Below are 26,002 nucleotides of genomic sequence, written 5' to 3'. Positions count from 1 at the left end.
TGAGTCGCGTTATTTTAACCTTTTTGTAATCTTTCTTGCACCAACTATTTACATTAAATGCCGAAATTCCCGTAAAAACGTCAAAAGGCGTTAAAATGTCGTTTTACCTTCTCTTTCTGTAACCGAAATGCAACCCCAATACTATATCGGCATCATGTCAGGAACCAGCATGGACGGTGCCGATGCCGTACTGATTCAAATGCAGGGCAAGCAATGGCAACAAGCCGTTGCCCACAGCTTTCTACCCTATTCAGACGGCCTGCGCCAAGAATTGTTGGCACTGCAAGACATAGGCGAAAATGAATTGCACAGAAGCAATATCCTGGCGCAAACACTCAGCCGCCTATACGCCCAAACCGTCCAACAACTATTGGCAGAACAAAACCTGTCGGCCAAAGACATTGCCGCGATCGGCTGCCACGGACAAACCATCCGCCATGCGCCTGAACACGGTTACAGCATTCAACTGGTCAACCTCTCCCTGTTAGCCGAACTGACCGGCATTTTCACGGTCGGCGACTTCCGCAGCCGCGACCTTGCCTGCAACGGTCAAGGTGCGCCCCTCGTCCCCGCTTTTCACGAAGCGCTATTTCAAGATGCGAATGAAACCCGAGCCGTACTCAACATTGGAGGCATTTCCAATATCAGCATCCTCCCGCCCGACAGCCCTTCTTTCGGCTTCGATACCGGCCCCGGCAATATGCTGATGGATGCATGGATGCAACATATCTGGCAGCAGCCTTACGACAAAAACGGGGAAAAAGCCGCACAAGGCAAAATCCTCCCTGACCTGCTCGCTTCCCTGCTCGATCATCCTTACTTCAGCCGCCCTTATCCGAAAAGCACAGGCCGAGAATTGTTTTCCCTAGGCTGGCTTCAAGGCCGTCTGAAAGGTAATGAAAAGCCGGAAGATGCGATACGCACATTGGTCTTTTATACTGCACAAACTATTTTTGACGCGACCAAACAAGCTGCTCCGGCGATTCATCATCTTTATATCTGCGGTGGCGGCATCCGCAATCCGGTTTTGATGCAAGACTTGGAAACCCTGTTTTCTCCCGACACCAAATTGCACAGCACAGCCAAGCTCCATCTTGACCCGCAATGGGTTGAAGCTGCCGCTTTTGCCTGGCTTGCAGCCTGTTGGTGCAATCAAGTTCCAAGCAATCCCTACCATGCGACGGGCGCACATTCATACCGAATTTTAGGCTCGGGACATTACGGTAACTAAAGTCGGATAAATAAAAAGGCCGTCTGGACATTTTCAGACGGCCTTTACTATATTAGCTTTTACTTATTCTTCTTCCGGCAAACGATTGATTTTTACACGGGCAATCCGTTGTCCGTCCTTCTCAACCACTTCAAAACGCCAGCCATGATAATCGATGAAATCACCCACATCAGGAATACTTTGCAATTCTTCCATAATCAAACCGGCAACAGTATGAAAGTCCGCGTCTTCCTCTTGAGCAGGCAGATTTAACTGGGAAGCCAATTCCACATACTCCAATGCACCATCCACAGACAGCGTTTCATCCTGACTGGCTGGAGCAGCCTCTTCTTCCTCACGCTCGAATTCTTCGGGGAATTCACCGGCAATGGTTTCCAACAAATCTTTCATGGTCACCATACCCAACACCGCACCAAATTCATCCACCACCAAGGCATAATCCGCGCTGCTTTGACGGAACAATTCAATCGCATTCAACGCTGTCGTACTGTCCGGCAAAATTAATGGCTGGCGCAAGGCCGTCTGAATATTGATTTCACCCGATTCAAGCAGCTGGTTCAGCAAATCTTTTTTACTGATATAGCCCAAAGGCTCATCTACACCTGCCTTACCAACAACCAACAAACGGCTATACGGCGTATTTTTCAACTGCGCATTTTGTTCTTCCCGACTTTGGGAAATATCCAATTTCTCGATTTCCCGACGCGGAATCATCACGCCCATAATCGGACGCTCCGCCAAAGTCAGCACGCTGCGAATCATGGATTTTTCGTTTTCTTCAAAATGCTCGTCATCACCGCCGTTATCGCCTGCTTTTGCCAAAATGCTTTCGCGGATACCCATCATGCCCAACACATTTTCAGCGGTACGCTTACGCCAAGAGGTACTGATGTAGTCATTTTTGCGGGCATTCTTTTGCGAAACCTGATTAAACAGTTCGATCAAAATCGAGAAGCCGATCGCCGCATACAAATAGCCTTTCGGAATATGGAAATGGAAGGCTTCCGCGATCAGGCTGAAACCAATCATCAACAAGAAACCCAGACACAACATCACAACGGTCGGATGCTTGTCCACAAAGGCAGTCAACGGTTTGCTGGCAGAAATCATCACAGTCATCGCCACAACAACCGCCCCCATTGCCACCACAATATGATCCACCATCGCCACTGCCGTAATAACAGAATCGATAGAGAAAACCGCATCCAAAATCAAGATTTGCGCCACAACGCCCCAAAAAGAAGAATGCTTCTTCTGCCCTTCAGCAACCGCAAATTGATTGTGGCCTTCAAGGCGTTCGTGCAGCTCGGTAGTCGCTTTATAAAGCAGGAAAATACCGCCGGCAAACATAATCATGTCTTTGCCGGAAATCTCCAAGCCACCCAGTTCAAACAAAGGACGCGTCAGCGTCATGATGTGCGCCATAAAGCCCAGCATGAAAATCCGAATAACGACAGCCAAACCCAAGCCCGTTATCCGCGCCCTATCCCGTTGCGACGGTTTGACCTTGTTTGCCAAAATCGCTACGAAAACAAGGTTATCAATACCTAAAACAACTTCCAACACCAGAAGCGTGGCAAAGCCTATCCAAGTATGCGGCTCGGCCAACCAACTGAAATCCATAATGATTGCGTTCCTTTAAAATACAAAAAGGCAGCCGTTCCGCTTAAAACGGACAGACTGCCAAATTTCGGGCATAAATAAAGGGAAAGAAGCGGTATAACAACTACTCTGCTCTGCGTCTTTCATGAAAAATTTATGCCTCGGTCAACAATAATGGCAAACAGTTTATCAGTTTGACGAAAGAAAGGCAAAGTCTGACAGCATATTTTCTTTTAAAAACAGCCTACAGCTGCCAATCAATCACTTTCTCCAGCTTTAACAAAAGGAATCGGTCGATGTATTTGTTGATCATAGTTTGTTCGGTTTGCTGAAAGAAGATTCTTATAAGGAATTCCCTAAATGCCTGGGTAAAAACTTAGGTTTTTTTACTAAGGTCTCAAGCCGTCTGAAAATTGGGATTTTTTCAGACGACACGGTTTATATAGACAATAATTTTCTTAGAAAATATAACGATTATATTCTTTCAGAAATTACGGATATACTTAATCTCCATACAGTTAAAGTAATTAATCTGCCATCTAAATAAGAATATTCTAATTGAAGAGCATCATCTTCAAAGCAAATATTTCCAGCTGTAAATGTATTGCCATCTAGCCTACCTGTTATCTTATATTGTGTACTATCACCTATTCTTTCAAAAGGAATAATAACAGATTCATCTGTATTAACCTCTTCCAATATAAATTCATCAATAATGAAATAGTCAAGTTCCACATTGTAAACTTTATTTACTTCAATAGCCATTGGACAACAATTAAGGAAACAATATAGATCGTTATTTTCTATAGAAAAATATGCAAATTCCTCAATTGTTTCATCCATTTTTTTTAGCTTTGCTGAGTAAATCATTTTTAACCTTTCATAAATTATTTTACTTCATAAATTGTTTTATCTTTTGGATTGCTACGATTTATAGCTTTCCAAAACTCTTTTCCACTTTTCACATGGATGGTTGTGGTGTAACCTTAATGATTTGTTCCTATAAAGGCTGATGAATTAAGTGTAATCATTTAATCAATTATCATCAAAATATCTTAAAATATTAACCAATAGATAAAATAAAAACCACCATACAAGATGGTGGTTTTCAAATCTGGCTCCCCGACCTGGGCTCGAACCAGGGACCTGCGGATTAACAGTCCGTCGCTCTACCGACTGAGCTATCGGGGAATTAAAGATGAAATTATATAGAAAATATCAGAAGCCTGTCAAGCAACAATCTATATAAAAACAAAAATATTTTTATATCTTTTTAATTTATAAAAATTTTATAAGATTTCAGAAATTTGTTTAGCCGCACGTTTCGCATCCAACAAAATCAAGCCCAATTTACCGCTTTCTTTTGCCATCAATGCCAATACTGCATTTTCACCTGCTTGACTCAACAGAATATAGCCATTTTTACCTTTAACCATTACCTGATCCAACTCACCGCAAGCCAGCTCATGTACGGAACGATTGCCCAATGCCAAAAGCGTTGCTGACATCGCACCTACACGGTCTGCATTCAGGTGGGAAGGCAGCATGGTTGCGATCGGCAGGCCGTCTGTAGAAATAACTGCAGAAGCAGTGATATCAGCAGAGGTATTGTTCAAATCGCTTAATACAGAGATTAATAGTTGTTGCATAGTCGCTCCATTCTAAAATAAATATCGGTCAGGCAAAAATCAACGGCTGCCGTATCGGTGGTACAGCACTTTAACCAAAGTAACAAAAGCCTCTTTATTTAAGTCAGGCATTCCGCCAATTACCAAAATCAGCTTGGTCATGCCAATATACAGAGGGAAAAAGGTCAATTCACTTTGGCCTGAAGGATCACAAATACCCCATGCGCTATTATTGATATGCAGGTTATTGCGAATCAAAAGACGGTGATTGTCTTCCATTTTGGCCACTTCGCTCGCCAAAAGGCCCAATTCTTCTGCTGCCTCATGATGGAAATTAGCATTGGCAAAATACAAACCGTTTTCATCAGCCAACAAAGCTTTGCCAGAATTAGACAACTGTTCCAATAATGTCGGTAATTGTTCGTCAGTCAGATGGATGTCCTCTGTGCTGATTTCCTCATCACCGTACAAAAACTCCAAGCGTTGGAGACGATACAACAGGTTTAAAGCGGTATTGATATCGCTGGTGTCTGCCCACGCCAAAAGTTTTTCACTGCTGATGGTTTCAGACGGCTCTGCACGCAACAGACCATACAATAAAGTTCTGCTGGCACTGGGCGTATCACTTGAAACAGCATAATACGCACCCGCCGGTGTAATCTTAGGATATAAATTTGCTTGTAAAGAGAGTGTCGCTTCCATCTTATACCTCTAATCCGGGGTCAATTGAGAACAACATGGCAGTAACCAATTGTTTTACATCGTCTTCTCGACGCGCATCAATCTCAAAAACCGGTACATTAAAATTATTCTGTGCTAAATACTTTTGATAAACATCCACGCTTGGTAAGGATCGGATATCCATCTTCGTTACCCCTACAACCAGAGGCGCTTTTTTCAGCAACTCCCGGAATGCATCCAAGAAAAATTGCAAGTCTTTCAATGGGTTACTTCTTGTATTATCTAAAAGAAGTACCAAGCCCATGCTGCCTTGGCTCAGAATTTCCCACATGAAATTAAAACGCTCCTGACCAGGCGTACCATAAAGGTGAACCTTGGTTTCCTCATCCAAATGAATGACACCGTAGTCCATTGCCACAGTCGTGTACCCCTTGCGGACAAGTGTCATATCGGATGCGGATGCATCGGTTTGAACCGGCGGTTCATCAGATAAAGCTGAAATTGCAGTGGTTTTACCTACGCCGACAGGACCGGTAAAGATAATTTTATTTTCTTTCATGACGTGTCCTTTACGATTTGCCCAGCAACTTACGCATCAGGCGTTGCAACAGGCCGCGAGGTTGTTCTTTCGACGGACCGGCAATTTTTTGAGCCTCTTTGCTCATCGCTGTTTCAGGTACGTCTTTGCTATTCACATCAATCTGTTCGTTCAACGAAGGCGTATTGTTCGCATCAGTTGCAAACTCTGTATCTGTCGCTAAAAAGCCTGTCAGATATGTTGCCGATAAATAATTCAAAATATCAGGCATTTCTAAAGGCATGACTTTATAGAGGATGTTCAGATTAACAGATGTTTTCGTCAGAAATGCCGACAAACGCATAGATTCCGGAACATGCGCCAAACGGGTTAAGTTTGGCCACCGCTTGAGTGTAAAGACAGTTTGCGGCGTCATCGGATAAATCAGACGGCCTGATGCAGTCCAAATAGCCATTTGCCACAAGCATGACATAATGGTGACTTTGGCTTTTTCTTTCCATTGAGGATTATCAGGAACAGCCTTACACACAACAGCCAAGTTATCGTTCTTACACAATTTCTCCAACTCATTGGCACTGACTGTCAACAGCACTCTCTGGATACTAGGAAACACGATTAATATCGGCTTGCCTTCATGCAAGACAGCAATATCTTGGTGTCCTTGACTGGCAAATTTCAGCGCGCCCAACAAGCCTTTATTTGGATTAAATCGGCGAATGGTTGCTTTTCTTGTACCATCGGAATTGGATTGTCTTTTATTCTCTTCAGCCGCTTGTTGTTCAGACGGCTCAAAAACATTCCCGCCCTGAGCCAGGCTGCGCAAAACAGGAAACAAGGTATCGAATTTAACCGGTTTAGCCAAATAAGGAGTCGTTACGGTTGGCAATTCAGAAGAAAACATTGCCACAGGCACTTGCGGATAAGTTTTCTTCGACTCTTTCCAAGCTTCTACACCTGCCGGAGTATCGGTATCAACCAATACCAAATCCGGTCTTTCATCAGAATCAGGAGAAACGATGACGTAATTCGTCGTATTGTGCATTTTAAATGCCATACGGAATACCGCCTGCTGTTGCTCACCCATCTCCTGTAACATAACCCGTATGGTTTTAATTTTTGGTAAATGATTATTCATCACTCGTACTTTCTACGATTATCTTATTTTTTTGAATATTGGTTCATTCGTTGCAAGAGACGGCTCATTGCCAAGACAACCTCTTCAGGCAGGCTGACAACACGCTCGCGCAACAAGCGCAGAAATTGTTCCAAACGTCCCCAATCTTCAACGCGTTCGTACAAATCAAACAAGATAATGTACAACTGCGATTCCTGTGGATACCGCAAAACAGCCTGTTCCAAAGTACCGATGGCCAAATCCAACTGACCGTAGGCTAACAAAGATTCCACTTCTTTCAGAGCTTCATCAGCAGGTGAAGAGCTGGCGCTGATAACCGAAGAGTCTTTTTGAACCAACTCACGATATTTGGCTTTCATCTGCAAAGAACTTGGCTGAATATACCCGCGTTTTAAGCCAATCTCTTTAATTTGCTGTTCAGACGGCCCTTTTTCCAAATCATCAAAAATTTCGTGATAACCAAGGCTATAACCCCAGCCAAGCATACGTTCTTTTACTTGACGGCCATATTGACCCAAAGAGTGGTAAAGCTTCCACAGATGCTTGGCAAACTGCCCTACTTCTTCATTCTGATAATCCAGACGCAAGGCATCGATAATGAGACCAGCAGGCTTCGCAGAAGTTTGGATTGCTTTGTTGTATTGATGCAAAGCAGTCTCGTAGCTGATCTTGTCTTTCAGGATTTTTGCACTACGTTCCGGTTTGGCAAAACCAATAACCGCGCCCATCTCTTCAGGGCTGATTTCGCCAAAGTCTTTCTTGCCTAATACGATAGGCGCACGTTTGCCCATACCTGGCACGACAATGCGTTCAGCCGAATCGTTCTCAAAGGCAATATGCTCGTCGGAAGAAACTTCCAAACCGCTTTGCTCGCCAATTTGACGGTCCACTTCCTGCATATTCCAACCGAGATGATGCTCGGCGAAAACACGCAGGCGTAGGTTGGTAGAATCCAAAGCCAGACCGGCTTTCAGGTATTCGGCTACGCTGTCTTCAGAAAGGGAAGCACTATGGCGCTCAAGCGTATCCGCCAGCATATCGATATTGCCAACTCGCAGATTCAAACCAATTAATTCATGAACCAGCTTTTCCGGAGCACCGTCTTCCAAAGTATTGAGATAACCGGCCAAAGACTCTGCAGCCTTACTCTCATAGCCGAACTGTTTATAAACCTGATATTCGGTCAACGGATCGACTTCTTGTGCGGAGATAGAAGCTGTTGCATCGTTTGAGCCACTTCCACCCCATTCCCAGTCTTGATTATCCGCATTGGAAACTGTCTGGTTGACCTTCTCAATCCAGTCGTTTCCATCCTCAGAGGAGGCTGTATGAGCAGCAGATGTACGGCCGCTTTTTGATGCATGTGCGCTTTGTTTGTCTGAATTGTTACTTTGTTTATGACGAACAAAAAACAACACCAGCAAAAAAAGCACCAGCAAAAAAATAGTTAAAAGTTGATAGTTCAAGAACACCTCCCGGTCTTGTGCTGCAAACTGCATTTATTAACATCTGTTGCTTTACACGCAACTTCAACGTTATTCATTCCCCAAACGAATGATGATAACATGAATGCACTCATTTTTACATTAAAAACCCTACTCACATAAAGGACTTGATACCAATTTACAACTCGAACACACCGATGGATTCAACATGCGAGGTTTGTGCAAACATATTCATGATTCCCGCCGCCTTAAACTTATAGCCCTTATCAACCAAGACACCGGCATCTCGTGCAAATGTTGATGGATTGCATGAAACATATACTATCTTTTTGGGAAAAAACGGCTTATGTAGCGATTTGACAACAGCATAAGCCCCACTTCTCGGCGGATCCAGTAGCATCTTGTCAAATTGCCCCCATGACTCAACAGTCTTTTCATCGGTATCGAACAAGTCGGCAACAGAAAACGTCATATTCTCAGCACAACGATTCAGGCGGGCATTTTCCCCTGCCCTATCTACCAAATAATCAGCGCCTTCAATACCGACAACCGATGCGCCACTTTTCGCCAGCGGCAAACTAAAATTGCCCAAACCGCAAAACAGATCGGCAATCCGCTCCCCTTTTTGAGGGTTTAAAAGTCTGACCGCCCTTGCCACCATCACTTCGTTCAGCTGCGCATTAATCTGCGTAAAATCACCGGGTTTGTAAGGCATTTCCACATCAAACTGAGTAAAAGTATAGTTCAGGTCAGGCGCGTTCTCAGGGTAAAACGGCAAGGACTCGGCATGATCCTGCAACCATATTTGCCATGCCTTTTCAGCACCCGACAATATCTTATCAAACCAATTACGCAATTCGCTTAATATTTGTCCAAACGGTTGATTTACGAAACGAATGTTGAGCACCGTCAAATTTTTTCCGCAATAAAACTCAACAAATTTCACTTTCACACCATCATCATGCAGCTTTTGCAGCAAATTTCGAACATCAGACAATCTATCGGACACATGCTTAGGCAAAATATGGCAATGGTGGATATTGACAACATCATGGCTTTTTTTGGCCTGAAAACCGAGTTTCAGACGGCCTTGTTTATCCACCGAAACACTTAAACGCGCTCTATCGCGATAATACCAGGAGTAACCATATAAAGGAGGTAAAATTATTTCCGGCTTAACCTTACCTATCCGTTCCAACTGCTCTTCCAAAATCCGTTGCTTTAACGCAACTTGCGCTCCGAAAGAAACATGTTGAAGCGAACAGCCGCCACATGTATCAAAATAGCAACAGGCTGGTTCGACACGTTCGGAAGAAGCCTTCAAAACCTTTTCAACTTGAGCCTCGGCAAACTGCTTTTTCTCTTTATGTATGGTAAACGTTACACGCTCTCCAGGCAGCGCACCGCCGATAAATACGGTCTTCCCATCAACTCTGGCAACACCCCTGCCCTCATAATCCAAAGAAAAAATTTCCGCCTTTTGATACCGTTCTTTCACACTCATACCGTTTCCATCAGACAGCCGCTTACCGGCCGTCTGACTGTCTTCCAATACCGAAAGCGCATATTTTCTCACAAAAACACAGAGTTTCAGGTATCATGCGCCAAAAACTTTCATTTCAAACCCTACAAAAAAAGACGACATGAAAAAAATACTGTTCGGCCTGACAGCCGCCCTTTTAACTTCAGCCGCTGCTGCAAACACACTTATTCCAGACGTCTCCCCCGCCTCTTCCGGACAACACGTCGTTATCAATATTACGCAACAGCGTTTGTTCCTCTACGACAATGGCAAACTGAGCAAAATTTATCCTGTTGCTGTCGGTAAAGCCATGACCCAAACCAACCTGGGCGAACATAAAATCGGCGCAAAAGCCTACAACCCGGTTTGGCACATCCCTAAATCTATTCAAAAAGAACGCAATGACGGCGTAAAAAGCGTACCGGCCGGCCCAAACAATCCGCTGGGCCCGGTATTTGTCCGTCTTGGCGACCCTAAATTGAGCCTTGGCATTCACGGCACCAATGCCCCTGCCAGCGTACCTGGCGTCCGCAGCCATGGTTGCGTGCGCATGAAATCGCCTGATGCATTGGAATTTGCCAAAACCATCGCAACAGGTTCCCCTGCCTCCGTTATCTACCAAATGGCAAGTCTGAACGAAGATGCCAACCAAAACTTATGGCTGGCTGCCTATCGTGACCCATACGACAAGAAAAACCTTGATACGGCTGCACTGAAAAAAAGCATTGCCGCCTGGGCAAAAGCGCACGGTAAAACCATTCCTGCCGCGCGTGTAGATGCGATCCTGAAAGGTCGCACCGGCGCGGCAAACTGTCTGACCTGCGCCAAAGGCGTGAAACTCAAATCGCCTTTGAAATCTTTGGCATGGACCAGCGGCACGGATGCTTACAGCAAACCAAAAGTCATGCCGAAACCAGCTCCAGCTAAAGATGTGGTATTGCCTCAAGGCACTGAAATCGAAGTCGATGCTACCGACGATACAAACAAGGCAGCATCCGAACCGAAACAAAGCGTTCGTCCGACTCCGGTGAAACCGGCAAAACCTGCTGCTAAACAGGCAACCACTCCGGCCGATGCTCCTGCTTCTGCACCTAAAGCCGCTTCCGAACCGGCTACTGCCCCTGCCTCTGCTCCTGTGAAAGATGCTCCGACAAGCAGCGAACCGGCAGATTTGCTGTTCTAAGCAGAACAAAATACATAACCAAAGGCCGTCTGAAATAAAGTTTTCAGACGGCCTTTTCGTACAACTGGATATTAGAAATATATGCCCCTCTTAATTCAGACGGCCTTTTTACTTTCCAAATATTCTGACAAACCTCGCTCGCGCAAAATACAGCTTGGGCATTCATGACAACCACCGACCACGCCGTTATAACAGGTATGCGTGTGCTCGCGAATATAATCCAACACACCCATTTCATCCGCCAATGCCCAAGTTTGCGCTTTGGTTAAATACATCAAGGGCGTGTGGATTTGAAAAGCGTAATCCATGGCCAGATTCAGCGTAACATTCATCGACTTGACGAACACATCGCGGCAGTCGGGATAACCGGAAAAGTCGGTTTCGCACACGCCGGCAATGATATGGCGTATCCCCTGCCCTTTAGCGTAAATGGCGGCATAAAGCAAAAACAAAGCATTGCGCCCATCTACAAATGTATTGGGCAGGCCGTCTGAAGCTGTTTCAATGGGTGCCGTATCATCCATCAAGGCATTGTGTGTAATCTGTTGCATCAGGCTCAAATCGAGTACTGTCTGCTTCACGCCTAAATCTTGGGCAATCCAACGCGCGCGCTCCAATTCGATGGCGTGGCGTTGCCCATATTGAAAAGTGATGGCCTGCACATTTTCACGGCCATATGTTTGAATTGCCTGAATCAGGCAGGTTGTTGAATCCTGCCCGCCCGAAAAAATAACGAGGGCCTGCTGTTTTTCCATAGTAAATTCCTAGTTTTGTTAACGCGGGAGGTTTGCGAACCGCGTAATTCGAAGATTGACGGATTATAACGGATTTCGTCTATAATCACGGCACTTCATTTTCTTTTATATAGCATAATCATGAGCATCTACGCCCTGAAACCAAAATTCCAAAACCTGTTGCGCCCCATTGTTAAGCGACTGTATCAAAAAGGCATTACTGCCAATCAGGTTACCCTGTTTGCCTGCGCCGTTTCTATTTTGATCGGTTTGCTTTTAGCATTGTTTGCAGGTGTATCCACATTATTCTGGCTTTTGCCAATCTGGTTGTTTGTCCGTATGGCACTGAATGCAATGGACGGTATGTTGGCACGGGAGTTCGGCCAACAATCAGCATTGGGCGGTTATTTGAATGAAATCACCGATATTGTCGCCGATGCTGCTTTGTATCTGCCTTTTGCCTTTATCGCACCCTTCGGCGGCGTGCAAATTGCCCTGTTTATTTGGCTGGCGGCAATGACTGAGTTTTGCGGCGTTTTGGGACAAGTCCATGGCAACGGCCGTCGTTATGACGGGCCATTCGGCAAAAGCGACCGCGCATTCTTTATCGGCGCATTGGCAGTATGGTATGCAATTGCCGGAAGCTTCCATTCGACTTTCTATATCCTTATGTGGCTGGCCTGCGCGGCATTGGTTTATACCTGCTACAAACGTGTCATCAATGGCTTGAAGGCCGTCTGAAACTTGTCCACGTTCTTGGGTTAATCATCATTGATTAGATTATTAAACCCATCAACCTGTTTTACTGAAAACAAGAAGGCTGTCTGAAACCATAAACTATCGGTTTCAGACGGCCTTTTATCTATACGCCAAGATAACTTACTGTTTACCCAGTTGACTGTAATCTACCAACATATACTTGGCAGTAATTTTCTGTGAAGCATTGCCTTCGTCGCCCATCAAAATCATCTGTGGCTTGCCGTTAATAGTAATCGAATCAACAGCTTCAACGTTGGTGATGTGTTGCAGATTAGGCAGAGAGATTTTTTGCGGTTCGTCGGTCGGGTTGCCGCTCCAAGTCCACAGTTGCGAGAATTTTTGTCCATTCTCATCCTTCACTTCATTGGCAATCACGTAAGTTTTCAACACAGGATCATAGTTGAGGGAACGGATACCGCCGCCATCAATATCAATCACCGCTACTTCATCAAACTCAGGCTTGGCATTGCGCTCGAACACATCTTTCGGATTGCTGATAAACGCGACCAAAGCCATGTTATTGAACTCAGGATCACGGAAGCCCAAAACGAGACGTTTTTTCACTGGATCAAACGCCATGCCCTCAATATTGATTTCTTCAAAAGAAACTTCTGCCTTAGTTCGCTCACGAATCAAATCATGCAGCTTATGATCGGTTTCCAAAACCTGCGTCAGATTGTCGTAGCTAGTCAGTCCCAATACGTTGCCGTCTTGTATTTTAAAGCGCATCAGGTGTTCGCGGTCAGGTGAACGGTTGCCTTTACGGGTACGCGAGTGTGAAGTCATCGCGTAGATAAAGCCTTCATCGTCGCGTGCCAAAGCCTCCAAGTCGCTGAGACGGCGTTTGAAACCGGTAATCACGCGCGTATCCAATGCCTCGTCTTCCACAAACCTGCCGGTTTTATCAATGCTGATGATACTGAACGCATGGTTGGGTTCGTCTTCCGCGATCAGCAACTTACCATCCGGAAGCTGTTGTACAGCAGAAGGCTCAAATACGCCGTTAAACATATTGATACCCAGCGAACGCAGCTCTGCCGCATTGTTAGCCGGAGGCATCAGCAATGACGGCAGTGTTTTCACACCGATAAATGCCGCCAACGAAGCCAGCAAACCCCAGCGGAATACTGCATAAGATAAGTTAATGTATTTAAACTGTTTATCCGCCAACAAACCAAGCCAGTAAAGATGGTCGCTCATCTTTTCATAGATTTGTTTACGGTCGCCCATAATCTCCTGCATCATTTCCCAATATTGATCTTTTTGCAGTTTCACACGGTCTTCATAAATCAAAATATTGGGTTGGCTGCCGCCAAAAAAGCGCGTTTCGGTACTGCTGAGGCGGGTTTTCAAATCCCGCAGTTTCGAACGGCCACGAACAAAATCCTTCAACCATGTACGCGCCGCCTGCATTTTGCCGATACGTTCCGGCGAAGCAGAAAGCAATGCAAACACGATAGACGCGGCGGCAGTAATCATAAACGTACTGGCCGGAATCAAAAATTCGGGCGACGATGAAAAAATAAACGCGCCTGAGATCATCAGAGCAGAAACAATAAAACCATTCAGCGAAATCATAATGTTCGCTTTGGTCGCCGCCAACGCCAACAATTCCATCTCCGAGCGTACGGCGTTGCGGAACATGGTTTCCACGCCCTTATTCGTACCCAACAAATCAGGCGTACTCAAATCCTCGGCTTTATTTTTTTTCTTTTTCGCCTTGTCTTTTTTACGTTTGGCTTTCTTCTCGTTTTTTTCAGACGGCATCTCAGGATGTTCAACCACTTCCTGACCTTCTACCGTTTCCTGAATTTCTACCGCTTCAGCCACAACCTCAACTTCGTTTTCAACAACGCCGTTTTGCTTGTGATCCCACAAATCAACATCCTGTTGGGATTCTGCAGATGTGCCGTCGTTTAAAGGTTTTTCTTGGTCGCCCATCTGTTTCGGCTGACCATCTTCCTTCCAATCATTCAAACTCATATCATGACTCCCGACATCAAACACTTTGAACTACATGGAAAATAAAAAATATATTTAGTTCATTTATTTCAGGTAATTTACATGCTATTTACATTCTTTAAATGCCTAAATAGCAAACTGCCGCAGGACCAAAAGCCCTGCGACAATCCACTTTATATCGAAATATTAATAATCGATGCGTTCTTTAATAATTTTCAAATCAGGGTAAGACAAAACAATGTCGTACTCACGGCCATCTTTAAAAGCCTCGATATCCAACACAGGCTGGCCTCGACGGCTATCGGCTTCAACATCGTGAACTTGATAGCCGCGTTGTTCCAACATTCTTACGGCTTTAGCACGGTTTTGCTCGAAGTTTTTGTCGCTGTAAATTTTGTGTTCGATGTAATCGCTGGCACCGGCAGTAGCAGCAGACAAAGCAACGATGGCGGTCAATAAGAATTTTTTCATGTTTGATTTCCTTTTAAAATGTGTATTCGGGTTTCGATAGATGTATTAAAACATGACAAAATTAGCAGTTAATTAGTGCTTGGTTAAACACAGTAAAGGCCGTCTGAAAACTGTTCAGACGGTCTTTAACCTTAATCATCAAATTTCAAACGTATTGCCCAAGTGTAAATCCGGAGGGTTAGAAACGATGAAAAGCCTGCAGCGAATATTCACCCAACAAATGGATAAATCATGAACAAATTTTGCGAAATTACCTTTTGCCAACAAATCGGCAGCAACAAACAACACAACCAAGATGCCCTTTTTAACGGCGAACAAGTGTTTCAATATAAAATCAAAACCGCTGAAACACGTCTTGAAACCCGTCCACACTTTATCATCGGGATAGCTGACGGCATTTCAAATAGCAACCATCCCGAAAAAGCCAGCAAATTAGCCATGCACCTATTAAGCCGTACAGCCAAACTCAGCCGTCAAACCATCAATCATGTACAAGCCGCTTTATCTAAAGAGTTGGCAGAGGATTATTTTGGTTCCTCAACCACTTTTGTTGCCGCCGAAATCGACCAAACCATCGGCAAAACCAAAATCATCAGCGTAGGCGACAGCCGCGCCTATTTGATTGATACACAAGGAAAATGGAAGCAACTGACCCAAGATCACTCGATACTCTCCGAATTGCTGGATGGTTTGTCTGATAAAAAAGAAGAAGATTTTGCCACCATATATGGCGGCGTTTCTTCTTATCTGGTAGCAGATTATTCCGAATTCCAAGACAAAATATGCCATATTGAACTTACGCTTGAAGCAGGAGAAAGCCTGTTGCTTTGTTCAGACGGCCTAAGTGACGCCCTTTCAGAAGAAATAAGAGAAAAAATTTGGCAACAATATGATAACGATAAGTCCTGTCTGACTGTGTTTCGTAAATTAATTGCGAAACAAAGAGTTTATGATGATATGTCGGTAGTAGTTTGTAAGGTTGTTCAAACACCCTCTATCTAACCTTTTAACAATCACTGTCATCCGTTTTAAGTGAAATTTGAAACCATCTTTTACCATATCTCTCCATCATTGCATTCGTCCGTCTATCGGATAGTCATTGCATTTATCCGATATGTCATGATACTGTTCAAAAAATATGACTATTAGGAGTTTCTCATGTCCGAACAGCAAAAATACTTTTCTACCCAAGACGGTACTTCGCTTTTCTACCGCTATCGCCCTGCTGCCGATGGTTCTTCCGACAAAGCCATTGTGCTGTTCCATCGCGGACATGAGCATTCCGGACGGATGATGTTTGTAGCGGATGAGCTAGGTTTTGATGATTTTGCCTATTTTGCTTGGGACGCGCGCGGTCATGGCTACAGCCCTGGTGAACGTGGCGATAGTCCGAGTATCGGCACTTCGGTTGCCGATGTAGATGATTTTATCCGACACATTCAGAGCGAATACGGCATCAAACCTGAAAACATCTGCGTTATCGCGCAAAGTGTCGGTGCGGTATTGGTTTCTACTTGGTTGCACGATTACGCACCGAAAATACGTTGCGCCGCATTGGCTTCGCCTGCGTTCAAAGTTAAACTCTATGTTCCGTTTGCCCGTACCGGTTTGAAAATTATGCAAAAATGGCGTGGCAATTTCTTTGTCAACAGCTACGTCAAAGCCCACTATCTGACCCACAATGTCGAACGTCAAAAAAGCTACGACAATGATCCGCTTATTGCCCGCGCTATTTCTGTGCGCATCCTGCTGGGTTTATACGAAGCCGCTGAACGTGTGGTTGCCGATGCGCAAGCGATTACTACGCCTGTACAACTGTTGATTTCAGGCAGCGATTGGGTTGTTCATCACAAACCGCAACACGATTTCTACAACCGTTTGGGCAGCCATATTAAAGAGCGCCATATCCTGCCCGGTTTCTACCACGATACTCTAGGCGAGCAAGACCGTGAAATTGCGTTTGTAGAAATGCGCCGTTTTATCCGCGAGCGTTTCAACCAACCTTTGCAACCAGTTGATTTAACCCAAGCCCATTTGCACAGCGACAGCCGCCGCGAAGCTGACGAACTGGCTACGCCTTTGCCTATTTATTCGCCACGCGGCGCATTTTGGGCAATATATCGTGCCTCGCTCAAACTGGGGGCGCGCTGGAGTGAAGGCTTGAGAATCGGTCAAGAAACAGGTTTTGATTCGGGCAGCACGCTGGATTACGTCTACCGCAATCAACCGCAAGGCAGTAACGCTTTCGGTGTATGGGTGGACAAATACTATCTCAATGCCATCGGCTGGCGCGGTATCCGCCAACGCAAAATCAATATCGGCAAAGCCATTCAGACGGCCTCAGCCAAACTGCGTGAAGCAGGGAAACCTGTACACGTTTTGGATATTGCGTCCGGTCATGGCCGCTATGTATTGGATGCCCTGACTGCCGACACATTGCCTGATTCCGTACGCTTGCGCGATTACAGCCCGATTAATGTCGAAGCCGGTCGCAAACTGATTGCCGAGCGCGGCTTGCAAGAGACGGTAACCTTCAATGAAGTCAATGCCTACGACCGCGCCAATTATCACGATTTGCAACCGCGTCCAACGCTGGGCATTGTTTCCGGCCTACATGAATTGTTTGCCGACAATGATTTGATTTTGAACTCGCTCTACGGCTTCGGCGAGGCCATTGAAACCGGCGGCTACCTGATTTACACCGGCCAGCCGTGGCATCCGCAACTGGAAATGATTGCCCGCGCCCTGACCAGCCACAAAGCAGGCAGCCCAAACTGGGTAATGCGCCGCCGCAGTCAGCAGGAAATGGATCAGTTGGTTGAAAAGGCCGGTTTTGAAAAAATCCATCAATGGATAGACGAAGACGGTATTTTCACCGTGAGCTTGGCAGTGAAGAAATAAAAATAAAGGCCGTCTGAACAATTTTTTAACTTTCAGACAGCCTGGTATATAAGTTGAGCATTAATAACTCAACAAAAATAATATTAAAAGGGATTTTGGGTATAAACGTCAGCCCAATTAAATAATACTATGAAACACTTACTAATCGACTTTGAAAATATCCAACCGCAAAATCTGGACAAATTACCAACTGAAGATACTCATATTTGGTTATTTTTAGGCACACAACATAAATCATTACCCATTAGTTTAGTGGCATCATTGCTTCCATTTGGCGAACGTGTCCATCTTATTCACTTACAGAAATCAGGCAAAAACGCATTAGATTTTTATCTTTCTTATTATCTTGGAAAAATTATAGCTACAGATACAGATGCTCAAATTGGTATACTTTCTCGTGATGGTGGTTACGATATCTTAGTAGAACATATCTTAGAAAAGCAGGAGGCAAAAGGTGTTGTACGCCTAGCAAATATAGATGAAGTGCAGCACACAAAAATTAATACTACACCTCCAACAAAACTACTAGAACCCCACCCTCAACCTGAAAATTCTCTCAAACCACCCCAGTCATTAGCACCTTATTTTCAAGCAGCCTTAACTGCTTTGCGTCAGCCCAACGCTTTTCTTCCATCTCGCTTACATAATTTGCAACAAAATCTGTGTAAATATATTTTACGCGAACAATTTCAAGGTAAAACAGACGAAGAATGCGAAACAACGACTGCTCATATTATTAATAAACTTAAAACACAAAACTTAATTAGTGTTGATGAGCAAGGTATAGTGATTTACCACATCAGTGACAATGATCTATTACAGAAAATCCAACGTTATATTTTGAATATCAAACCCAAAACTTATACTGATTTTCAAGATGCCGTACAGAAACGTGCAGATGCTCTCTCACTTACTATTAGTCAAGCTGATATTCAAGCCTTTGCACGCCATTTGCGCGAACAAAACCATATTCGCCAAAACAATGGAAAAATTGAATATGCTCCATTTCCCCATACTAATCCCAATCCCATATCTCAAAAGAAAATACTCCATTTGCCTGATGAAACCATGTGGAAAAAAGTAATTGCCGCACTGTCAGTTGAACCATCAAAACGCCCAGGTAAAGTCAGTACATTACGAAACACTATAAAAGCACATGCAAAATCCAACAATCATGAAACTGAAAAACTATTACAGCATCTACTGAATAGAAAAGTTCTTAGCATTGATGGTACGAATATCACTTATCTTAAATAGGCTCACGGAATCAAAATATTTAATTATTAACTAATCCCCCATGAAACCCACCCTCAAAACCTCCCTGCTCAAGCTGATTTCAGTCGGTATCCTGTTCTACACCAGCTACGGCCTCTCCAACCATTATGCGGCATCGCTGGACTATGTGCCTGAAATCGCTTTTGCATGGGAGCGCAATATTCCGTTTTGGGCATGGACGATTGTGCCTTATTGGTCGCTAAACCTGATGTATGCCGCGGCATTTTTTCTTTGTCGTGATACACATGAACAAAACCGATATATAGCGCACCTTGTAGCTGCCCAACTGATTGCAACTCTTTGCTTTGTGCTGTTTCCGCTGCGTTTCGGGTGGCCTAAACCGCCTGCCGATGGGCTGTCAGGCTGGCTGTTTGATTCATTGGCTGCATTTGATTTGCCGTACAACCAAGCACCATCTTTGCATATTGCGCTGGCGATTATCGTAGGTGCATTTTATTGGACACGCTTTCCCAAAATCCGCCTGCCGCTTTTCTTATGGCAAAGCCTGATTGCCTTGTCAGTACTGACGACTTATCAACATCATTTTATTGACGTGCCGACCGGTGCATTGCTCGGCTGGCTGGTGTTGTGGGCTTTCCCGCGTCAGATGACTTCGCCGTTAAAACTGGGCTCAAGTGATGTACGCTCAAGAAAGATTGCGTTGTTGTATTTGCTTGGTGCGTGTTTGACGGCGTTACCCGCGTTGCTGGGTGGCGCGTGGCTGTGGTTGATATGGATGAGCGTGTCTTTGCTGATAGTGGCCTTTGCCTATTTGACTGGAAATACAAACGTATTCCAAAAACAGGCTAACGGTAAATTATCGGCGGCAGCGACGGTTTTGCTGTTGCCTTATCTGGTGGGTGTACGGCTAAACATGGCGTATTGGTTACGAGGTAAGGCGAAAACGGCACAAGTCCGCCATGATGTATTGATTGGCAGCATTTTGGGAATTTCAAACCATCTGCCTGCCGTATTGGATGTATGCGCCGAATATCCCTGCCGTAGCTATCAGGGAGAATATCGCGCCCTGCCTTTACTGGATATGGTAACGCCGTCTGAAAACGATTTGGTTCAGACGGCCTTGATATTGGAAACCTTACGCCAAAAACACGGCAAAGTGCTGGTATGTTGCGCTTTGGGTTATGGAAGAAGTGCCGCAGTGGTGCTGACGTGGCTGCTGGTCTATGGTGGCGGCAAAAACTTGGCGCAAGCGAAGGCCGAACTCAAACAGGCTCGGCCGCAAATAGTATTATCGCCGGCCACCGCCCAAGCAGTCGAAGCTGCTGCCAACCGTTTAAAACAAGGATAATGATGGACAACGCAACCGATAGCCGTATTACTGCCCACCTGCTCTCTACCGCACATTATGTTGCCGCCTGCAATGCCTTGCTGCTCGCCTTGTCGGCAAAATATGGCGACGCATGGTTTGAGGTGCAACTTTTCTTAGCAGCGGTTTTGTTGTACTGCCATATCCGCGTTCACTTCGATCGCCGCGTGTTCCAAGACTTTGCCGACAACTGCTACTCTCCTGAAGACTTTGACCAATCCTTACAGCAAAACGGTTTGCGTCAAATTTCAGGCAGCCGTACTTTGACCCAACGGATAAACGGCGCACTTTCTCTATGGCGCAAAAGCTTATACCTGACCGCCGCACAATTTTTAATTTTGCTTATCCAAAGCATTTGATTATTTTTGCTGATGTACCCAAACCAAATCTAGAGCGGTATCTCATTTCAAAAGGCAGAAACAATGAAAAACTTCCTCAAAAAACAACTTGCCTGGCTGACCGATCAAGCCTTATGTCTGTCGGTCTCTTTTCTTACGGGCGTGCGCCCCAAAAGCCCACGCGAGCTGACATTCAATCAGCACCAAAAGGTCTATTACGCCAATCACGGCAGCCATGGCGATTTTGTGCTGGTGTGGATTTCCCTGCCCCGCCGCTGGCGCTTGTCCACGCGCCCTGTCGCCGGTTCGGATTACTGGCTGACGAGCAAACTCAAACGCTTCATCATTCAAAATGTTTTCAATGCCTTGCTGATTCCGCGCCATAGCAATAATCCGCAAGCGATTACCGAACAGATGAAAGACGCGCTGAACGCAGGCGACTCCTTGATTATTTTCCCTGAAGGCACGCGCAACACTGACGACAACACCATCCTGCTGCCATTCAAGTCCGGCATTTATCATCTGGCAAAAAGCAAACCCAATACCGAATTTGTGCCGATTTGGATAGACAACATCAGCCGCGTACTGCCCAAAGGCAAAATCCTGCCTATCCCGCTTTTGTGTGAAGTCCATATCGGACAGCCGCTTACTTTGCAGGAAAACGAAGACAAAGACAGCTTTTTGACACGCAGCCGTGAAGCACTGCTGGCACTCAGGCCGTCTGAAAACGACCGCAGCGAGCTTCGCCAAAATGAACCTGAAGTTCAACAAAACAAAGGAGGACAAGCATGAGCCTTTCTACGACTTCCCAACAAATCATTGTCGAACAAGCCACCGCTCATCTGACTCCGCAAGCCAGCTATATTTTTGTCGGCGTATTTGCCGTATTGTGTTTTGCCAGCATCATCGGACAATGGCTCAAGCGCAAAAACGGCGCAGATAATGCCACCATCGCCAACCTCAATGCCCGCATTTACGCATGGTGGCTGATGACGCTGGTGTTGCTGGGCGCGTTTTGGTTCGGCAAAATCGGGACGGTTGTACTGTTTTTCCTGATTTCATTTGCCGCACTGCGCGAATTTATGACCCTAGTCTATCGCCGCCGCAGCGACTATTACAGCATGGTGGTTTGCTTTTACCTGCTGCTGCCGGTGCAATACTATTTCGTCTATGACAGCTGGTACGGCATGTTCAGCATTTTTATTCCGGTTTACGGCTTTTTGATACTGCCGATTATTGCCAGCCTCAGCGGCCAAACCGCGCATTTTTTGGAACGCGCCGCCAAAACGCAATGGATGGCGATGATTTGCATCTTCTGTCTGTCCCATGTTCCGGCGCTGATGTTTCTGGACTTGGACGGCTTCGATAATAGCAACAATATCCTGTTGCTGATCTTCCTGATTGGCGTGGTGCAAGTATCGGATGTATTGCAATACGTTTGGGGCAAACTGATTGGCGGTGCAAAAATCATGCCTTCGCTTTCGCCGTCCAAAACCATTTCTGGCACTGTCGGCGGTATTTTATCGGCCACTGCCATTGCCGCGCTGATGGCGCCGATTACGCCGTTCTCCCACGGCCAAGCAGCCGTTATCGGCTTTATCGTCTGCCTAATGGGTTTCTTTGGCGGCCTGGTTATGTCTGCCATCAAACGCGATTATGGTGTCAAAGACTGGGGCAATATGATACGCGGCCACGGCGGTATGCTTGACCGCGTAGATTCAATTTGTTTTGCCGCACCCGTGTTTTTCCACATCACCCGTTATTTCTGGAACGGCTAAACTTCAGGCCGTCTAAAAGCTGTTTTCAGACGGCCTTGAATGTATGAAACTGCCAATCCTGCCAATTCGTTATACAATACGCAACCATTGTTATTACATACACAACATGAATAGACCCTCTCCAATCTTTCCCATTTTTCTTGCTACGATTATCTGTGCCCTCATTGTTTGGTCAGGCATCAATCCCCATGACCGCGCGGTCTGGTACGCCGAAATCATCCCCGTAGCATCCGTATTCTTCCTTCTGGTTGCCACCTACCGCATTTTCCGCTTCAGCAACTTGGCCTACTTATTCATGAGTTTCTGGCTCATCATGCATTCCATCGGTGCATACTACACTTTTGCCGATGTACCATTTGAATCCATCAACCGCTTTGTCGAACCGATTTTGGGCGAAAACCGCAATCATTACGACCGTATTGCCCACTACATCATCGGCTTTTATGCCTACCCGATGGCCGAATGGCTGCTGCGCCGCAAGCTGTGCAACCTGCCGTTGGCCTTATTTTTCTCCCTGTTCTTCATTATGAGCGTGGCTGCCGCCTATGAAATCATTGAATGGCAATATGCCGTCATCGACGGCGGAGAGGCCGGACTGGAATTTTTGGGTTCTCAAGGCGATATTTGGGACGCGCAAAAAGACATGCTTGCCGATACTTTGGGCGCGTTAACTTCCCTGTTCATTTTTGTGTTTACCCGACCCGATAAACGCTTAGGTTCCTCTTAAATATATTTCTTTAAAATAAAAGGCCGTCTGAAACCAGATTTTCAGACGGCCTTTTTCATTTTTCTATCGTTATTATTGTAAAAATTAATAAATGCGATAGTTAAAAACATAAGCCGATTTTGAAACAAAATTCGTCATCAAAATTTTTAAGCACATGAAATATATAAAAAACAACGTCTGTTAAGATTTTGTAAACAATATGCCTACGTCAACCTGAATTTTTCGATTTGATTTAAATCAGCATATCTTGTGTTATTAATCCATAAAATATCCGGAATTCTACAAAATATTGATTAACCCGATAGAGGTTATCATCAAGATGAGGAACACAAAATGCAGAAAATTCCAGAATTGGTCTGCCCCGCCGGCAACCTGCCTGCACTGAAAACCGCTGTGGACAACGGTGCGGACACGGTTTACATGGGTTTGAAAGATGCGACCAATGCACGAAACTTTCCGGGACTGAATTTCGATATGAAATCTGCGCGGGAAGGCGTAGCTTACGCCCATGCGCGCGGGCGCAATGTACTGATGGCCATCAATACATTCGCACAAGCTGGCCAAGTGGAGCGTTGGCACGCTGCTGTGGATACGGCGGCGGATTTGGGTGCCGATGCGATTATTGTTGCCGACCCCGCCATCATGGCGTATGCGGCAGACAAACATCCGAATTTACGCCTGCATATGTCGGTACAAGGTTCGGCCACCAATTACGAAGCCATCAATATGATGAAAGAGCTGTTCGGCATCCGTCGTGCCGTTTTGCCGCGCGTACTGACCATCGATCAGGTCAAACATGTGATTGACAATACTGATGTGGAAATTGAAGTCTTTGGTTTCGGCAGTTTGTGTGTGATGGTGGAAGGCCGTTGCATCTTGTCGAGCTATGCAACAGGCGAATCGCCCAATATGCAAGGGGTCTGCTCTCCGGCAAAATCCGTCCGCTGGGAACAACTGCCCGACCGCATGAACGTACGTCTAAACCAGGTATTGATAGACCAATACAAACCCAATGAACCGGCAGGTTATCCAACCTTGTGCAAAGGCCGCTTTGAAGTCAATGATGAAACTTACTATGCTTTGGAAGAACCGACCAGCCTGAATGTTTTGGAAATGTTGCCCGAACTCATCAAAATCGGTGTGTCCGCCATCAAAATCGAGGGACGCCAACGCAGTCCGATGTATACGGCGCAAGTAACCAAATCCCTGCGCCAAGCACTGGATGCAGCTGCAGCCGACCCGTCGCATTTCAAAGTCAATCCGTCCTGGAACAATGCCTTGAGCAAAGTTTCGGAAGGTCATCAGACAACTTTGGGCGCATACAACCGCCCATGGAAATAAGGGGAAGAAAATGAATTCATTGAAATTGTCGCTGGGCCCTATTTTATTTTTCTGGCAAAAAGAAGCCCTGCTGGAATTTTACGTTTCCATGCTGGATACGCCGTTGGATACGGTCTATTTGGGTGAGGTAGTCTGCTCACGCCGTCAGAAAATGCGCTTTGCCGACTGGTTCGGACTGGCTGAAGACTTGGCGGAAAGCGGTAAGGAGATTATTCTTTCTTCACAAGTCCTGCTCGAAAGCGAATCCGATCTGAAACGCTTGCGCAAAATCACGGAGCAGGGAAAGTTTAAAGTTGAAGCCAACGACATGGGGGCGGTCAAATTGGCACGCGAACACGGCATTCCTTTTGTTGCCGGTGCAAGCCTGAATATCTACAACGAAACTACTTTGGACGTATTCCGAAAATTAGGGGCATTCCGCTGGATTGCACCGTCCGAGCTGAGCCGCGATAAGGTTGCCGAAATCATCAAGGCTTCAGACGGCATTGAAACCGAACTCTTCGCTTGGGGTAAAATGCCGCTCGCCTATTCATCACGTTGCTTTACCGCCCGCCATTACAATCTGAATAAAGACAGTTGCGAGTTCCGCTGCCTCGACCACGAGCACGGTATGGCCATGAATACGCGCGAAGGCCAGCCGTTTCTTACCATCAACGGCATCCAAACCATGTCTTACGGCTGCCAAAACCTACTGCCCCACCATGAAGACTTAAATAAAATCGGCGTGAATATGCTCAGACTGTCGCCACAAATGCACAGCATGGCTGAAATTATCCAAATTCACCGCGATGTATTGGACGGAAAAGCCACATGGGAAGATGTCCGCCCCGAGTTGGAACGACTGACTACCGGAACACTGGTTGACGGCTATTGGCGCGGTCAGCCCGGTATTGAAACCGTGAAGGAGGTATATTATGGCGCTGCCTGAAATCATATTACCCAAATGGATGGCAAAAATCGGTACCAAACTTCCCGGCAAACCTCCACGCTTTGTTTTGGTCTCCGTATTGAATACCATGCTGAAAAAAGGTTTACTGCCTGCCGATATGGAACTTTTTGCCGGAAGAAAATTCGAAATCGAAGTTTTGGATGCCGGTATCAAAGTGCGGTTTAGTGCCGATACGGAAAAATTCCTGGACGACAACTTCAGCGGCGCCCCCGATCTGAGGCTGGCCGCCAACGGTATAGACTTCATGCGCATGATGATGCGCGAGGAAGATCCCGACACCTTATTTTTCAACCGTAAATTGCAAATCGAAGGCGATACGGAACTGGGGCTAATTACCAAAAACTTACTCGACAGCGTCGAGTGGCCTTTCAGCGAATGGTTCCTGAAACGCAGTACGTCCACTTTGGATTGATTAATTTTGGTTGAACCAAGAACAAAGGCCGTCTGAATGTTTCAGACGGCCTTATATATTTCA

General features: G+C 45.6%; 25 protein-coding genes, 1 tRNA gene and 1 riboswitch. Of the genes, 14 read left to right on the top strand and 12 right to left on the bottom strand.

Annotation, left to right across the window (positions count from 1 at the left end; genetic code table 11):
• Positions 1–127: 127 nt before the first annotated feature.
• A complete protein-coding gene (locus DBY95_RS09200) occupies positions 128–1,231 on the top strand; it encodes an anhydro-N-acetylmuramic acid kinase (RefSeq protein WP_107724114.1) in 1,104 nt (367 codons plus the stop codon).
• A 63-nt stretch (positions 1,232–1,294) separates the two neighbouring features.
• On the opposite strand, the gene DBY95_RS09195 is transcribed toward DBY95_RS09200, so the two are convergent.
• From DBY95_RS09195 to rlmD, 9 genes are all read right to left on the bottom strand, one after another.
• The gene (locus DBY95_RS09195; protein WP_049331125.1) at positions 1,295–2,854 is read right to left on the bottom strand and encodes a TerC family protein; all 1,560 of its coding nucleotides are present in this window, start codon (positions 2,852–2,854) and stop codon (positions 1,295–1,297) included.
• Positions 2,855–3,307: 453 nt separating this feature from the next.
• A complete protein-coding gene (locus DBY95_RS09185; protein WP_063069136.1) occupies positions 3,308–3,703 on the bottom strand; it encodes a hypothetical protein in 396 nt (131 codons plus the stop codon).
• Between the two features lie 245 nt (positions 3,704–3,948).
• Positions 3,949–4,024, bottom strand: a tRNA-Asn gene (locus DBY95_RS09180).
• Between the two features lie 98 nt (positions 4,025–4,122).
• The gene (locus tag DBY95_RS09175) at positions 4,123–4,482 is read right to left on the bottom strand and encodes a roadblock/LC7 domain-containing protein (protein ID WP_070587466.1); all 360 of its coding nucleotides are present in this window, start codon (positions 4,480–4,482) and stop codon (positions 4,123–4,125) included.
• A 39-nt stretch (positions 4,483–4,521) separates the two neighbouring features.
• Positions 4,522–5,163, bottom strand: coding sequence for a peptidase M23 (locus DBY95_RS09170; protein WP_070587468.1), 642 nt, complete (start codon positions 5,161–5,163; stop codon positions 4,522–4,524).
• A 1-nt stretch (position 5,164) separates the two neighbouring features.
• Entirely contained in the window at positions 5,165–5,701 is a 537-nt protein-coding gene (locus DBY95_RS09165) for a GTP-binding protein (RefSeq protein ID WP_003748733.1), read from the bottom strand.
• Positions 5,702–5,711: 10 nt separating this feature from the next.
• Positions 5,712–6,815: a response regulator transcription factor gene (locus DBY95_RS09160; protein ID WP_107724113.1), complete on the bottom strand. Its 1,104-nt coding sequence runs from the start codon at positions 6,813–6,815 to the stop codon at positions 5,712–5,714.
• Positions 6,816–6,838: 23 nt separating this feature from the next.
• Positions 6,839–8,314 carry a 23S rRNA methyltransferase gene (locus DBY95_RS09155; RefSeq protein ID WP_107724112.1) on the bottom strand — a complete coding sequence of 492 codons (1,476 nt, stop codon included), beginning with the start codon at positions 8,312–8,314 and terminating at the stop codon, positions 6,839–6,841.
• 124 nt (positions 8,315–8,438) lie between these two features.
• Positions 8,439–9,764 carry a 23S rRNA (uracil(1939)-C(5))-methyltransferase RlmD gene (gene rlmD, locus DBY95_RS09150; protein WP_107724111.1) on the bottom strand — a complete coding sequence of 442 codons (1,326 nt, stop codon included), beginning with the start codon at positions 9,762–9,764 and terminating at the stop codon, positions 8,439–8,441.
• 139 nt (positions 9,765–9,903) lie between these two features.
• On the opposite strand from rlmD, the gene DBY95_RS09145 reads away from it, so the two are divergent.
• Positions 9,904–10,965 (top strand): L,D-transpeptidase, encoded by a 1,062-nt coding sequence (locus tag DBY95_RS09145; protein WP_107724110.1) that lies wholly within the window; start codon positions 9,904–9,906, stop codon positions 10,963–10,965.
• Positions 10,966–11,060: 95 nt separating this feature from the next.
• Here the strand turns inward: DBY95_RS09145 and queC are convergent, their stop codons facing one another.
• Positions 11,061–11,720: a 7-cyano-7-deazaguanine synthase QueC gene (gene queC, locus DBY95_RS09140; protein ID WP_107724109.1), complete on the bottom strand. Its 660-nt coding sequence runs from the start codon at positions 11,718–11,720 to the stop codon at positions 11,061–11,063.
• Between the two features lie 3 nt (positions 11,721–11,723).
• Positions 11,724–11,769, bottom strand: a riboswitch (PreQ1 riboswitch).
• A 71-nt stretch (positions 11,770–11,840) separates the two neighbouring features.
• On the opposite strand from queC, the gene DBY95_RS09135 reads away from it, so the two are divergent.
• Entirely contained in the window at positions 11,841–12,440 is a 600-nt protein-coding gene (locus tag DBY95_RS09135) for a CDP-alcohol phosphatidyltransferase family protein (RefSeq protein WP_107724108.1), read from the top strand.
• A 138-nt stretch (positions 12,441–12,578) separates the two neighbouring features.
• On the opposite strand, the gene DBY95_RS09130 is transcribed toward DBY95_RS09135, so the two are convergent.
• Positions 12,579–14,225: a Pycsar system effector family protein gene (locus DBY95_RS09130; protein WP_432760677.1), complete on the bottom strand. Its 1,647-nt coding sequence runs from the start codon at positions 14,223–14,225 to the stop codon at positions 12,579–12,581.
• 381 nt (positions 14,226–14,606) lie between these two features.
• Positions 14,607–14,891: a PepSY domain-containing protein gene (locus tag DBY95_RS09125; protein WP_107724106.1), complete on the bottom strand. Its 285-nt coding sequence runs from the start codon at positions 14,889–14,891 to the stop codon at positions 14,607–14,609.
• Positions 14,892–15,122: 231 nt separating this feature from the next.
• Between DBY95_RS09125 and DBY95_RS09120 the strand changes: the two genes are divergently transcribed.
• The 11 genes from DBY95_RS09120 (at position 15,123) to ubiT (ending at position 25,939) form a co-directional block, all read left to right on the top strand.
• Positions 15,123–15,893: a PP2C family protein-serine/threonine phosphatase gene (locus DBY95_RS09120; protein ID WP_107724105.1), complete on the top strand. Its 771-nt coding sequence runs from the start codon at positions 15,123–15,125 to the stop codon at positions 15,891–15,893.
• 156 nt (positions 15,894–16,049) lie between these two features.
• Entirely contained in the window at positions 16,050–17,792 is a 1,743-nt protein-coding gene (locus DBY95_RS09115) for a bifunctional alpha/beta hydrolase/class I SAM-dependent methyltransferase (protein ID WP_107724104.1), read from the top strand.
• 129 nt (positions 17,793–17,921) lie between these two features.
• Positions 17,922–19,049, top strand: a complete 1,128-nt coding sequence (locus tag DBY95_RS09110) for a PIN domain-containing protein (RefSeq protein ID WP_107724103.1) — start codon at positions 17,922–17,924, stop codon at positions 19,047–19,049.
• Positions 19,050–19,089: 40 nt separating this feature from the next.
• Positions 19,090–20,376: a phosphatase PAP2/dual specificity phosphatase family protein gene (locus DBY95_RS09105; RefSeq protein ID WP_107724102.1), complete on the top strand. Its 1,287-nt coding sequence runs from the start codon at positions 19,090–19,092 to the stop codon at positions 20,374–20,376.
• A 2-nt stretch (positions 20,377–20,378) separates the two neighbouring features.
• A complete protein-coding gene (locus DBY95_RS09100) occupies positions 20,379–20,753 on the top strand; it encodes a hypothetical protein (protein ID WP_107724101.1) in 375 nt (124 codons plus the stop codon).
• Between the two features lie 63 nt (positions 20,754–20,816).
• Positions 20,817–21,524, top strand: a complete 708-nt coding sequence (locus tag DBY95_RS09095) for a lysophospholipid acyltransferase family protein (RefSeq protein ID WP_107724100.1) — start codon at positions 20,817–20,819, stop codon at positions 21,522–21,524.
• Positions 21,521–22,510 (top strand): phosphatidate cytidylyltransferase, encoded by a 990-nt coding sequence (locus DBY95_RS09090; RefSeq protein ID WP_107724099.1) that lies wholly within the window; start codon positions 21,521–21,523, stop codon positions 22,508–22,510. Before DBY95_RS09095 ends, DBY95_RS09090 begins: the two co-directional genes overlap by 4 nt.
• 106 nt (positions 22,511–22,616) lie before the next feature.
• Positions 22,617–23,237, top strand: coding sequence for a DUF2238 domain-containing protein (locus tag DBY95_RS09085; RefSeq protein ID WP_107724170.1), 621 nt, complete (start codon positions 22,617–22,619; stop codon positions 23,235–23,237).
• A gap of 333 nt (positions 23,238–23,570) precedes the next feature.
• Positions 23,571–24,578 carry a ubiquinone anaerobic biosynthesis protein UbiU gene (gene ubiU / locus DBY95_RS09080; protein ID WP_003748766.1) on the top strand — a complete coding sequence of 336 codons (1,008 nt, stop codon included), beginning with the start codon at positions 23,571–23,573 and terminating at the stop codon, positions 24,576–24,578.
• Positions 24,579–24,588: 10 nt separating this feature from the next.
• Positions 24,589–25,506, top strand: coding sequence for a U32 family peptidase (locus DBY95_RS09075; protein WP_107724098.1), 918 nt, complete (start codon positions 24,589–24,591; stop codon positions 25,504–25,506).
• Positions 25,493–25,939 (top strand): ubiquinone anaerobic biosynthesis accessory factor UbiT, encoded by a 447-nt coding sequence (ubiT, locus tag DBY95_RS09070; protein WP_049323906.1) that lies wholly within the window; start codon positions 25,493–25,495, stop codon positions 25,937–25,939. Before DBY95_RS09075 ends, ubiT begins: the two co-directional genes overlap by 14 nt.
• Positions 25,940–26,002: the final 63 nt, after the last annotated feature.

The sequence above is a fragment of the Neisseria subflava genome, from assembly GCF_003044935.1.
Classification (GTDB): Bacteria; Pseudomonadota; Gammaproteobacteria; order Burkholderiales; family Neisseriaceae; genus Neisseria; species Neisseria subflava_E.
The sequence above is the reverse complement of the archived record's forward strand: the minus strand, read 5'-3'. Positions and strand labels throughout refer to the sequence as shown.